General features: G+C 67.5%; 11 protein-coding genes. 4 read left to right on the top strand and 7 right to left on the bottom strand.

The features are described 5' to 3' along the window. Positions 1 to 88: 88 nt before the first annotated feature. From V6V88_RS10430 to V6V88_RS10445, 4 genes are all read right to left on the bottom strand, one after another. Positions 89 to 1,348 (bottom strand): ABC transporter substrate-binding protein, encoded by a 1,260-nt coding sequence (locus tag V6V88_RS10430; protein ID WP_062840818.1) that lies wholly within the window; start codon positions 1,346 to 1,348, stop codon positions 89 to 91. A gap of 143 nt (positions 1,349 to 1,491) precedes the next feature. Next, a complete protein-coding gene (locus V6V88_RS10435) occupies positions 1,492 to 2,235 on the bottom strand; it encodes a GntR family transcriptional regulator (RefSeq protein WP_108696996.1) in 744 nt (247 codons plus the stop codon). 13 nt (positions 2,236 to 2,248) lie between these two features. Next, complete coding sequence (locus V6V88_RS10440) at positions 2,249 to 3,853, bottom strand: AMP-binding protein (protein ID WP_062840820.1); 1,605 nt, start codon at positions 3,851 to 3,853, stop codon at positions 2,249 to 2,251. A 3-nt stretch (positions 3,854 to 3,856) separates the two neighbouring features. After that, complete coding sequence (locus V6V88_RS10445; protein ID WP_056316279.1) at positions 3,857 to 4,897, bottom strand: cyclase family protein; 1,041 nt, start codon at positions 4,895 to 4,897, stop codon at positions 3,857 to 3,859. Positions 4,898 to 5,000: 103 nt separating this feature from the next. On the opposite strand from V6V88_RS10445, the gene V6V88_RS10450 reads away from it, so the two are divergent. Both V6V88_RS10450 and V6V88_RS10455 read left to right on the top strand, forming a co-directional pair. Next, a complete protein-coding gene (locus tag V6V88_RS10450) occupies positions 5,001 to 5,993 on the top strand; it encodes a tripartite tricarboxylate transporter substrate binding protein (RefSeq protein ID WP_280003848.1) in 993 nt (330 codons plus the stop codon). Beyond that, on the top strand, positions 5,990 to 6,712 hold the full coding sequence (locus V6V88_RS10455) for an SDR family oxidoreductase (protein ID WP_062840822.1): 723 nt from the start codon (positions 5,990 to 5,992) through the stop codon (positions 6,710 to 6,712). The genes V6V88_RS10450 and V6V88_RS10455 overlap by 4 nt, the downstream gene beginning before the upstream one ends. A gap of 593 nt (positions 6,713 to 7,305) precedes the next feature. Here the strand turns inward: V6V88_RS10455 and V6V88_RS10460 are convergent. Continuing rightward, positions 7,306 to 8,208 (bottom strand): DJ-1/PfpI family protein, encoded by a 903-nt coding sequence (locus V6V88_RS10460; protein ID WP_338619576.1) that lies wholly within the window; start codon positions 8,206 to 8,208, stop codon positions 7,306 to 7,308. A gap of 99 nt (positions 8,209 to 8,307) precedes the next feature. Between V6V88_RS10460 and V6V88_RS10465 the strand changes: the two genes are divergently transcribed. Further along, the gene (locus V6V88_RS10465) at positions 8,308 to 8,982 is read left to right on the top strand and encodes a DJ-1/PfpI family protein (RefSeq protein ID WP_223575282.1); all 675 of its coding nucleotides are present in this window, start codon (positions 8,308 to 8,310) and stop codon (positions 8,980 to 8,982) included. Positions 8,983 to 8,993: 11 nt separating this feature from the next. On the opposite strand, the gene V6V88_RS10470 is transcribed toward V6V88_RS10465, so the two are convergent. Next, entirely contained in the window at positions 8,994 to 9,476 is a 483-nt protein-coding gene (locus V6V88_RS10470; protein WP_056569934.1) for an Lrp/AsnC family transcriptional regulator, read from the bottom strand. Between the two features lie 132 nt (positions 9,477 to 9,608). On the opposite strand from V6V88_RS10470, the gene V6V88_RS10475 reads away from it, so the two are divergent. Beyond that, a complete protein-coding gene (locus tag V6V88_RS10475) occupies positions 9,609 to 10,241 on the top strand; it encodes a LysE family translocator (protein WP_056570579.1) in 633 nt (210 codons plus the stop codon). A 257-nt stretch (positions 10,242 to 10,498) separates the two neighbouring features. Here the strand turns inward: V6V88_RS10475 and V6V88_RS10480 are convergent, their stop codons facing one another. Further along, the gene (locus V6V88_RS10480) at positions 10,499 to 12,385 is read right to left on the bottom strand and encodes an ABC transporter ATP-binding protein (RefSeq protein ID WP_223575287.1); all 1,887 of its coding nucleotides are present in this window, start codon (positions 12,383 to 12,385) and stop codon (positions 10,499 to 10,501) included. Positions 12,386 to 12,506: the final 121 nt, after the last annotated feature.

Below are 12,506 nucleotides of genomic sequence, written 5' to 3' on the forward strand. Positions count from 1 at the left end.
GGATAACGCGGCGGGCGTTACCCGCCGCGGGTGCCATCGGCCGCGTCCGCGCGCCGCGGGAACGCCCGCCGCAGGACCGCCTGCCGCGTTACTTCTTCACCAGCGGGCACGTCGACCGGGACAGCGGCATGAAGGCCTGGTCGCCGGGCAGCGTGGCCACCAGCTTGTAGTAGTCCCACGGCCGCTTGGACTCCGACGGCTTTTTCACCTCGAACAGGTACATGTCGTGGACCATGCGGCCGTCCTCGCGGATGCGGCCGTTGGTGGCGAAGAAGTCGTTGATGGGGGTGGCCTTCATCTGCTTCATGACGGCAGTGGGCTCGTCGGTGCCCGCCGCCTGCACGGCTTTCAGGTAGTGCATCACCGACGAATACGTGCCCGCCTGGCTCATGTTGGGCATCTTCTTGAGCTTGTCGTAATAGCGCTGCGACCAGGCGCGGGTCTGGTCGTTCATGTCCCAGTAGAAGGCTTCCGTCAGCGTCAGGCCCGCGGCGGCATCCAGGCCGATGGCGTGGATGTCGTTGATGTACAGGAGCAGGCCCGCCATCTTCTGCCCGCCCTTGGTCAGCCCGAATTCGCTGGCCGCCTTGATGGCGTTGACCGTGTCGCCGCCCGCGTTGGCCAGCCCGACGATCTGCGCCTTGCTGGCCTGCGCCTGCAACAGGTACGAGGCGAAGTCGCTGGAACCCAGCGGGTGGCGCGAGGCGCCCAGCACCGTGCCGCCGTTGGCCTTCACGACGTCGGTGGCCGAGGCCTGCAGCGTGTGGCCGAACGCGTAGTCGGCCGTCAGGAAGTACCAGCTCTTGCCGCCTTGCTCGACGGTGGCGCGCGCGGTGGTGTTGGCGAGCGACCAGGTGTCGTAGGTGTAGTGCACGGAATAGGGCGAGCACAGGTCGTTGGTGATGCGCTCGGTGCCCGGTCCGCTGAAGACGACGATCTTCTTCTTTTCGCGCGCCACTTCCAGCACGGCCAGCGCGGGCGCGGAGCCGGCGACGTCCATGATGGCGTCGACCTTCTGGATGTCGTACCACTCGCGCGCCTTGGCGGCGGCGATGTCGGCCTTGTTCTGGTGGTCCACCACCAGCAGGTCCACCTTCTTGCCCAGCACGGTGCCGCCGAAATCGGCGATCGCCATCTCGGCGGCGGTGGCGCTGCCCTTGCCGGTCACGTCGGCATAGACGCCGCTCATGTCCAGGATCAGGCCCAGCCGCACCACGTCGTCAGAGACGGCGGGCGCAGGCGATTGCGCGTGTGCGCCGGCGGCGGCAGCTATCGCCGTGGCGGCGAACAATTGGATGATCTTGCTGCGGCACTGCATTGAAATCCGGGTCTTGTCGGCATGCTTCATGGTTGTCTCCCTGTATGCCGGATTCTTTTCGGATAGTGCGGGCGCGTGTCCTGGTTTTATTGATCTGGCGCCGGGTGTGGGGTTGGGACAGCGGGCGGGCGATGGGTGGGCGATGGTCTCCTTGATGCGGGTCGGCGAGGCGGTCAGCGGTTGGTGAGCAGGTCGAATTCCATCCGCACCTTGCGAAACGGAAATTCCAGCCGCGCGAAATACACCACGCGGCCGTCGATGCAGGCATAGCGGCGCAGTTCGGCCACCGGCGAGGACACGGGAATCTGCAGCGATTCGGCCGACTCCTGGCCCGCCTCGATCACGTTCAGGACCTGGCGCGCTTCGGAGATGCGCGCCCCGTAGAACTGGTCCAGCACCGGCGCGACGGTGCTCTTCTGGATGCGGGCGCGATGCTTGCGAAAAAGGCCGCTGTCCAGAAAGACCTCGCTATAGCAGAAGGGGCCGGCATCGGTCGTGTGGATGCGCCGCAGGTACTGGAAGCTGCCGCTGCGGTCGGCGCCGCACGGCATGCCCAGCGTGTCGGGCAGGGGCGAGTCGGCGTTGGACTCGACCAGCGACACGGTGCCCAGCTGGTTGCTCAGCTCGACGGTTTCGGCCCAGGTCTTGGGAATCAGCAGCGTGGGCGTTTCCGGCAGCTCGGCGTTCACGAAGGTGCCCGACCCGCGCGAGCGCCGGATGAGGCCGTCCTCTTCCAGCAGGCCGAACGCCTGGCGGATGGTCGCGCGCGAGATGCCGTAGGTTTCCATCAGCGATTCCAGCGGCGGAATCTGCTGTCCGGGCCGCCACGTCCGGTTCTGGATGTGGCTGCGAAACAGCGCGGCGGCCTGCAGATAAAGCGGCTGGGGACTGCGCGAAAAAAGCTTGCGGGCGGGCATGGCGGGCGGATGGTTATGACGCGGAACCCGAGAGCATAGCGTCCGCCATCTCGCGCAGCCGGTGCTTCTGGATCTTGACCGAGTTGGCGCTCTCGACCGACGGAAAGGCGTCCAGCACGGTAAACCCGGCGGGCGCCTTGAAACCCGCCATGGCCGCCTTGCACGCGGCGGTCCAACCGGCCGGGTCGGCCTGGGCGCCCGCGTGCAGCAGCACGAAGGCGTAGGGCACGATCTTGCCGTGGCGCGTGGCGCCCACCACCTGGCAGGCGCGCACGCCCGGCAGGGTTTCGACGACCTGCTCGATCTCCACCGGATTGACCAGAAAGCCCGAGAGCCGCAGCGAATCTCCCATCCGGGTCTGGAACACGAATTGGCGGTCGGTCAGCGTATAGCCCAGATCGCCGGTCTTGAAGTAGCCGTCGGCCGTCAGGGCTGCGCGGGTGGCGTCCGGATTGTCCAGGTAGCCCAGCATCAGGCTGGGCGACAGGATCTCGATCTCGCCGGACTGGCCGTGCGGCAGCACCTGGCCGCTTTCGGGATCGCGGGCCCGCACGCGGGCGTTCGGGTAGATCAGCGTGCCGCCGGGCTGGTGCCGCGCCGACACGTCGCCTTCGGCGGAATCGCGGGGCTGGCCGGCCACCAGCGCGATCAGTTCGCTGGAGCCGTAAAGCCCGGTGAGCGGGACGCCAGCCGCGCGGGCCAGGTCCAGCATGTTGTCCAGCGCGGGCGTGAAGCTGGCAAACCCGAACAACCGGACGGACGAGAACGTGCCGGGCGCGGCGGCCTGCATCATGCCGACCAGGGCTTCATTGTTGGCGTAGGTGTGCGTGACGGCGTGACGGGCGATGGCGCGTGCCGATTCGGCCGCATCGAAAACGGGCGCGCAGACGACCGGTACCCCGCGCGCCAGACCGCCCACGAGCGTGGCAAACCCGAAGGCGCCGCAGAATGGCGCGCTGGCCAGCACGCAGGCCCGGTCGTCGTAGCCGAACGCCTGCGCGACCATGGCGCCGTGCCGCAAGAGAGTCTTCTGGTCGTGCAGGACGAACTTGGGCTTGGAGGTGGTGCCGGATGTGGTGAAGCACAGCACGCCGGCATTGGGGTGGGCGGCGGGCGCGGGGTCGGCGCAGGCCAGCAGGGCGTCGTACCGGTGCACCGGTTTGCCGTGTAGCGATGCCGGGGGCAGTTCGTCCGGCCCGGCCAGGGCGACCGCGCCCTGCAACTGCTCCGCATCCACGGGCGCCACGCCATCCAGGATGCCCTGGAAGTCGATGCCCTTGAAGTCGGGCCAGTACACCAGCCAGTCGGCGCGGCCGCGGCCCAGGATGTCGGCCACCTCCACCGACCGGAAGCGCGTGTTGACGGCCAGCACCAGCGCGCCCAGATGGGCGCAGGCCAGAAAGGTTTCGACCCAGGCGGCGCAATTGGGCAGCCAGACGGCGACGCGGTGGCCGGGCTGCACACCGATGCGGGCAAGGCCAGCCGCCAACGCGCGGCTGCGCGCGCGCAGGTCGGCAAGGCGCAGCGGCTGGTCGCGGTCGATCAGCGCAATGGCATCGGGCTGACGGGCCGCCAGCGCATCCAGGTGTTGGGAGAACGTGGAGTGGGACAGCGGCATGGCTTACACCGTGGCAATGGGCGTCACGGGCGAACCCACCGCGCCGGGCATGCGCAAGGGCGGGGCGGTCAGCAGGAACCGGCTGCGGCCGTGCGCGTGAAGCCAGTCGGCCAGGTCCTTCAGGTACCACAGCTCGGCCAGCGGCACGCCCAGCTTGAAAAGGCAATGATGGTGCAGCGGCAGGATGGAATGGCCCGGGCCGGCGGTGCGCGCGGGATAGGCCTCCACGGCATAGTTGTCGGCGCAGATCGCCGCAATGCCGGACTGCGTGATCCAGTCGAGCAGGGCGGGGTCGGCCCCGTCCAGCACCGCGCCGGTTTCCTCCAGTTTGTGCGGATCGGGCTGGCCGTTCATGGCCACGATGGCTTCGGCGAATCCGGTCCGCAGCACCAGCATGTCGCCGGCCTCGGGCACGGCGTCCTGCTCGCGCATGGCAGCCTGTAGCTGGTCGTGGCCGACGAGAGTGCGGCCGGGGCCGAACGCGCGCGCCAGATCGACCAGCACGCCGCGGCCTTGCATGCCTTTTTCGGCGTAGCGGCTGACGCTGAGTTTGCGCGCGAAGGAGCCGCCCGGCGGGCAGCAGGGGGCTTGCGAGTTGTCGGGATCCGCGCCGCCAAACACGTCCACGCCGGCTGCGTAGCCGTTGTAGTAGACGCGGCGCGCCTGGCCGTCTCCCTGGATGTCGAACATCGCGCCCACGTGGCACAGGCCGTCCCATTGCGTGGAGTACTGCATGGACAGGGTGACCTGATCGTCCGACAGCACGTCGACCGCCTCGGGCTGCACCTGCGACATGGCGAAATTCAAATAAGGCGTGCCCTCGCGGAAGGTGGGCTTGAGCGTGGGCGCGTGGCGGCGGGGATTGAGCACGTTGCCGCCGGGCAGATCCAGCGGCAGCGACAGGCAGAAGACCTTGCCGGCTTGCACTTCGCGCACCGCCTGCAGCACCTTTTCCTCGGTCAGGAGGTTCAGGCGGCCCAGTTCGTCGTCGGGGCCGAAGTCGCCCCAGGTGGAACCTTCGGGGCGTTGCGTCCAGCGTTTCATCTGCTTGTCTCCTGTCGGTTTTCTATGTTCTTATGAATATAGTACGTATTTACGTACTTTAAAAAGAAATCCGCAATCAGCGGGTTCGATAGGAGACGAGACCATGACGCATTTGCCGCAGCCGCGCGCCGGATGGCGCATTGCCCTTGCCGCGCTGGCCGTTCTGGCGCTACCCGCAGCCCACGCAGCGGGCTATCCCGAGCATCCCGTGACCGTCGTCGTGCCGTATCCGCCCGGCGGCGGCGCGGACCTCTTTGGCCGCGCCATCGCCAACGCGCTGCAGCCCGGCCTGAAGCAGACGGTGCTGGTCGAAAACAAGCCAGGGGCGGGCGGCAATATCGGCATGGCGTACGTGGCCCGAGCCAAGCCGGACGGCTACACGCTGGGGCTGGGCACGATCGGCACGCAGACGATCAATCAATTTCTCTACAGCAACATGCCGTTCGACCCCGAACGCGACCTGGTGCCGATCGCGCTGGTGTCGACCACGCCGAACGTCATCGCGGTGAGCGCCAAGTCGCCATACAGGACGGTGGCGGACGTGATCCGGGCCGCCAAGCAGTCGCCGGACAAGAAACTGACGTACGCATCGCCGGGCATCGGCTCGTCCGTGCACCTGACCGGCGCGTACTTCGAGGCCATGGCGGGGGTGACGATGCTGCACGTGCCGTTCAAGGGCTCGTCGGCGTCGCTGCCGGCGGTGGCGGGCGGGCAGGTGGACCTGCTGTTCGACAACCTGCCGGGCGCGCTGGCGCAGATCAAGGACGGCAATCTGGTGCGTGGGGTGGCCGTGACCTCGGCCGCGCGGGATCCGTCGGTGCCGGACTTGCCCACTGTTGCCGAGTCCGGGCTGCCTGGTTTTGACGTGACGGCGTGGTTCGCGCTGTACGCGCCGCGCAATACGCCCCAGCCGGTCGTCGACCAACTGATCGCCGCCGCGCGCAGCGGGTTGCAGACGCCGGCCATCGCCGCCAACTTCGCCACCATGGGCGCCAAGCCGGGCACGCTGTTCGGGGCAGACCTTGCCGCGTTCGAAGCCGCCGAACGCAAGAAGTGGGGCGGACTCATCAAAGACCAGGGAATCAAGGCGCAATGAACCCACCCATCGCTCTCGTTACCGGCGCCAGCCGGGGAATCGGCCGCGCCATCGTGGCGCGCCTGATCGAAGACGGCTTTCAGGTCGTCAATTTCAGCCGCACCTCGCCCGAGACGCTGCTGCCGGGGGAAACGTTCCGGTCGGTGGACCTGTGCGACGCGGCCGCAACCATTGCCGCCGCCCGCGAGCTTGCGGCGCAGCAGCCGGTGCTGAATCTGGTCAACAACGCGGGCATGATCCAGGTCGCCAACATCGAGGACATCACGCAAGAGGAACTGGCGCGCACGATGGCGCTGAACCTGACCGCGCCGATCCTGCTGATGCAGGCGCTGCTGCCAGGGATGCGGCAGGCGAAGTATGGGCGCGTGGTGAACATCGGCAGCCGGGCGGCTCTGGGCAAGGGCGGGCGGTCGGTGTACGGGGCGTCCAAGGCCGGGCTGGCGGGCATGACACGGACCTGGGCGCTGGAGCTGGCGGGCGATGGCATCACGGTGAACACCGTGGCGCCGGGGCCGGTCGCGACCGAGCTGTTCAATCAATCCAATCCGCCGGGTGCGCCGAAGACGCTGGCGCTGGAGGCGGCGATTCCCGTGGGGCGGGTCGGCCAGCCGGATGAGGTGGCGCATACCGTGTCGATGTTCCTGGATCCGCGTGCTGGGTTTGTGACGGGGCAGGTGCTTTATGTTTGTGGGGGGATGTCGGTGGGGTTGGTGGGGTGACTGGGGAATAGGGCTTGGCGTTGGTGTTGCCGTTGCCGTTGCTGGTGCTGGTGCTGGTGGTCGGGTGGGGTTCTTGAGACGCCCGGTGCGGCATGGGCCTGGGGCGGACGGGGCTCCGATTGCGGTCCGGAGCCTTCGCTCCGGACTGCCCCGCGCTCAACCTCGTACGCCTTCGGCTCCCTTCGGTTTCCGCCGGGCGCATCTAAACGCCCCGCCCACCCCAGGCCCACGCCACACCGGGCTCTATGGTTGAATCTTTTCGGGCGGCGGGGGGAGTTGGGTTCTTGAGGTTCTTGCACCCAGTTGGGTGGTAGAGAATGATCTTGCGGGGGCCCGCCCACGGGCGGCCGCGCGGGCGGCCTTCGTGGGCTTACGCGGTGTCTTGCGTCGTCGCGATGGCGCTGCGCGTGTGGCTGCTTCTGCTCCTGGTGTTTGACACTCTGTCCTAGGTGTCTGACACCCTGGTGAGATTCGCTTCATACCAAGTTCATCTACCAAGGGTGTCAGACACCGGCAGCGGCGGACGATCGGCGGCCGCGCAGATGTGCTGCCCCGACCACGGGGACCGCAACGTCGGGCGGCCTACGACGATCTCACGCGGCCTTGCCGTTATTGCCGGGGCGCTTGGGCACCGGACCCACGTGTTGTTCGACGGCCTTCCTGGTCATCTTGCCGGCGCTCTCAAGGGCGCCTGCACGCTCCTCGCGCAGGCGTCGCAGGACTTCGGTGGGTGCGACGCCGAAGTGGGCCGCGAACTTGCGCTGGAAGGTGCGGCGCGACATCTGGCAGGCGTCTGCCATGTCGTCCACCGACCAGCGGGCCGATAGCCTCGCTTCCATTTTTTCGATTAGTTCGCGAAACGGCGCGGCCACGCGGTCTTGCAGCCGCAGCGTCTGGCTGTATTGGCGCTGGTCGCCGTTGCGGCGCATGAAGACGACGAGCCGGCGCGCGACCTGTTGGGACAGCGCGGCGCCGAAGTCGCGTTCGATGAGCGCCAGCGCGAGGTCGATGCCGGCCGTGACGCCCGCGGAGGTCCAGTACTTGCCGCTTTCGATGAAGATGCGGTCGTCGTCGACGCGCAGGCCGGGGTAAAGCTGGCGCAGCCGGTCGGCCGAGCGCCAGTGTGTGGTGACCGCGCGGCCGTCCAGCAGTCCGGCCGCCGCCAGTACGAACGCGCCGGTGCAGACGCTGCTGGTGCGGCGCGTGCCGGCGTCGCGCCGCCGCAGCCAGGCGCGCGTTTCGCCGTGCGCCGCGGCCCGGTCGACGCCGGGGCCGCCGGGCACGAGCAGCATGTCGATGGGCGCATCGCCGTCGGCCTCGAAGGTGCCGTCGACCTGCATGCGCAGCCCCTGTTCCCACGTGGCGACGATTGGCGTCGCCGCGATGGTGTGCAGGGCGTAGAGCTGGCGGCCCGCCTCTTCGTTGGCCGAGCTGAAGGCCTGCCACGGTCCGGCCAGGTCCAGCGGCTGGAAACCGTCGTACAGCACGAACATCACGCGTTGTGGCGCGATTGGCGCATTTGGCGCGCATTCTGGCGCGCCGTGCGTGGCGCGTTCGCCTATGCTGGGTTCTGGCGTTTCCATGGGAGCATCGTCATGAAGGTGAATATCGTCTTGTTCGAAGGGCTGACCCAGCTTGATATGACCGGGCCGTACGAAGTGCTGGCGAACGCGCCGGGATTTACGGTGGATTTTGTCGCAAAAACGATGGAACCGGTGCGTTGCGACCGGGGATTGTGTTTCGTGCCCACGCAGACGATCGCGTCGGCGCAGCCTTGCGATTTGCTGGTGGTGCCGGGCGGGCCGGGCACGGATGACGCCATCGTCGATCCGGCATGGGTCGATTTCACGCGCCGGCAAGGGCAGGGTGCCAAGTACCTGTTCGGCATCTGCACGGGTTCCCTGCTGCTGGGCGCGGCCGGGTTGCTGCGGGGCAAGCGGGCGTCCAGTCACTGGCGCGCGCGGGAACTGCTGTCCCGTTTCGGGGCCACGCCGAGCGACGAGCGCCTGTGCGTGGATGGCAACGTGTTCACCGCGGGCGGCGTGACGTCGGGGATCGACATGGGGTTGAAGGTGGTGGCGGCGCTCTGCGGCGAGGACGTCGCCAAACTGATCCAGTTGCAGATCGAGTACGACCCGAAGCCGCCGTTCCCGGGCGGCACGCCGAAGACATCGGACCCGGCGATCGTGGAACGCTATCTGGCGATGTCGCAGGCGCGTTTCGAGCGGCGCAGCGCGGCGGTGGACCGGGCGGCGGCGGCCATGCCGTGAGGTGACGAGCCTTATCGGCCCAGATGATCCAGCGGCAGGGGACTTTGCGGCTTAACCGTCTGGATCGCGAAATTGCTGCGAATATCTTTGACGCCCGGCAGTTTCAGCAGGGTATGCAGCAGGAAATGCTCATACCCCCGCAGATCGGGCACCACGACCTGCAACAGAAAGTCGGATTCGCCGGACACGAGGTGCGCGGCGATCACCTCCGGTAGCGCGCTGACCTCGTTGCGGAACATCTCGGCGTCCCGTTCGTGGTGACGCTCGACCTTCACGCCCACGAACACCGTCAATCCCAGCCCGACCTCGTGCGGATCCAGGCGCGCTTCGTAGCCCTGGATGACGCCGGCTTCCTCCATCATCCGCACGCGGCGCAGGCAGGGCGACGGAGACAGACCGATCTGGTCCGCGAGCTCCACGTTGGTGAGCCGGCCGTTCTTTTGCAATGCCTCCAGAATGCGGCGGTCGTAGGCGTCAAGTTGGCGTTTTGGCATGGATGGATGGAATTCGATTTTTGATTGGTGTGTTGTGCCAGGAATGGTATCGAAGTTGGCAAGAATGGCAAGCACATGCCAGCCCCTTTTTTCTAGAATTTCGCCATTGAAAACTTGTGGTGGAGCGCGGTCATGGCCGATATGGCGTTGTTTCTTGGGGCCCTTCTGATCGTGTACGTGGTGCCCGGGCCGGACATGATCCTGTTGTTGGAAACCGGTCTGCTGCGCGGCCGCGGGCAGGCGCTGGCGGTGGCGGCGGGCTTGGCGATCGCACGCGCGGCGCACGTGACGCTGGCTGCTCTGGGTTTGGCGGCCTTGTTCAAGACCCACCCGTGGGCGTTCGACGCGGCGCGCACGGTAGGCGGTTGCTATCTGGTGTGGCTGGGGATCCGTCTGCTGCGCGCGCCGCTGGCGATTCCGCCCTTGAACGGCGAGGTCGCGCCGCGGCATGCGGGCTGGGGACCCGCGCTGATGAGCGGGGTGCTCACCAACGTGCTCAACCCCAAGGCGCTGCTGTTCTGCTCGGTGCTCCTGCCGCAGTTCGTGTCTCCCGAGCGCGGCCCGATCGGCCAGCAGTTCGCCGTGCTGGGCGTCATCCTCGTCGGTTTGGGCCTGACGTTCGACGTGCTGTGCGCGCTGGCGGGCGGCGCGGTAGGCCGCTGGATGTCGGCAAGTCCGCGTGCGCAGAAGATTCAGGGCCTGGTCTTCGGCACCGCGCTGATCGGCTTCGGCCTGCGCCTGACATTCGCCAACCGCCCGGGCTGACGGGCGCGGCAACTTGCCAGGTGTATGACACCCGGGCGAGAGGGGATCGGCAGTTGCTAGGTGTCTGACACCCTGGGGAAGTGATCGACAGTTTGCGGCCGCATCTCAGAGGGTGTCAGACACCGGGACTGAGAGGGTGTCAGACACCGGGACTGACCAAATGAGGTGTCAGACACCACCCCAATGCGGTGAACCGCCAACAAGAAAGGCCCGGCGCGCAATTGTGCCGGGCCTGGTTGCTTCGCACCGCGCCAGCGTTACTTGCCGAAGGCGAGCGAAGCTGCGTCGACCTCGTCGGTCTTGGCGGGCGGCGGGACGGCGCCGTCTTCCAGGAGTTCGGCCGGGTCCAGACCCTTCGTCAGCTCCAACGCCTGACGCTCGAACAGGCGCCGGTACAGGCCGCCCTTCAGGCGGATCAGCGCGTCATGGCTGCCTTCCTCGATTACGCGTCCATGGTCCATGACCAAGAGGCGGTCCAGCGCGCGGACCGTCGACAGGCGGTGCGCCACGACCAGCGTCGTGCGGCCTTCCATCAGGCGGTCCATCGCGCGCTGGATCAGCACCTCGCTTTCGCTGTCCAGGCTGGACGTGGCTTCGTCCAGGATCAGGATGGGCGCGTCAGCCAGGAATGCGCGGGCAATGGCCACGCGCTGGCGTTCGCCGCCGGACAGCTTGACGCCGCGTTCGCCCACCAGCGTGTCGTAGCCCTTGGGCAGCGCCATGATGAAATCATGCGCGCTGGCCAGCCGGGCCGCCTGCTCGATGTCGGCCTGCGACGCGCCGGGTCGCGCGTACGCGATGTTCTCCGCCAGCGTCCGGTGAAACAGCACGGGCTCCTGCTGCACGATCGCGATCTGGCTGCGCAGCGACGCCTGCTTTACCTGGGCGATGTCCTGTCCGTCGATGGTGATGCGCCCGCCATTCACGTCATACAGGCGCTGGATCAGCTTGATGAACGTGGTCTTGCCGGAACCCGAGTGACCGACCAGGCCCACGCGTTCGCCCGGCGCGATCCGCACGGAGAACCGGTCGTACAGCGCGGTGTGGTGCGACCCGTAGCGGAACGTCACGTCCTCGAAGCGGATCTCGCCCGCCGTCACGGCGATCGCGCCCGCGCCCGGCCGGTCTTCCACGCCAAGCGGCTGCTTTTCCAGCGACACCAGTTCCTCCATGTCGTTGACCGACCGCTGCAGGTTGCGGATGTGCATGCCGACGTCGCGCAGATAGCCCTGCAGGACGAAGAACATGGTCAGCGTGAATGTGATGTCGCCCACGCTGGCCTGGTTGCGCGACCACAGCAGCAGCGACGCGCCCAGGATGGACGCCTGCATGGCCACCAGCATCGCGCCCTGGATGCCGCCGTTGAACGTGGCGCGGATCCAGGTGCGGCGCGTGCGGCGGCGCCACTTGTCGATGACCCGGTCAAGGCGCGCTTCCTCACGCGTCTCCGCGCCAAAGGCCTTGACCACGGCGTTGCAGCTGACGGCGTCGGCCAGCGCGCCGCCCATGCGCGTGTCCCAGGCGTTGCCCAGGCGCGCCGCGGGCGCCACATAGGCCAGCGACAGTGTGGCAGTGACGGCGATGTACAACACCGAGCCCAGGCCCACCACCAGCCCCATCAGCGGCCAGTGCGCGCCCAAGAGGGCGGTGGCGCCCACCAGCATGACGACCGATGGCAGCAGCGCCACCAGCAGCGTGTCGTTCAAGAGGTCCACCGCCCACATGCCGCGCGTGATCTTGCGCACCGTCGAGCCAGCGAAGCTGTTGGCATGCCAGTCGGTGGAAAACCGCTGCACGCGATAGAACGCGTTGGAGGCGATGCCGTTCATCATCTTCAGCGTGAAGGTGATGATGTTCTGGAAGACAGCCTGGCGCAGCAGCGTGCCGCCCACGCCCAGCGCGACCAGCAGCCAGAAGGCCGTGATGGCGGCGTTCCAGGCAAGCTGGTCGCCGGCCGCGCCCGACGCCACTGCGTCGACCAGACGGCCGGCGTACATCGGCGTCAGCACGTCGGCCACGGCGGACAGCAGGGCCAGCGCCACGATGACCACGATGCGCAAGGGTTGCCGGCCCCAATAACGGAAGGTAAAGCCCAGGACATCCTTGAAGGCCTGTCCTCGAAAGTCGATTTTTTTTCTAGCCATTGCCATGGTCTGGCGGGACGAACGCGCCAGGTCCTTGTAAGGAAAGAGGGGAAAACACGCCGGGCGCCTGTTGGGCGCTGGCCACTGCGTTCAAGGGTTCAGATAGGCACGGCGGACCGGT

Source organism: Achromobacter sp. E1 (genome assembly GCF_037039475.1).
Lineage (GTDB): Bacteria > Pseudomonadota > Gammaproteobacteria > Burkholderiales > Burkholderiaceae_B > Achromobacter > Achromobacter mucicolens.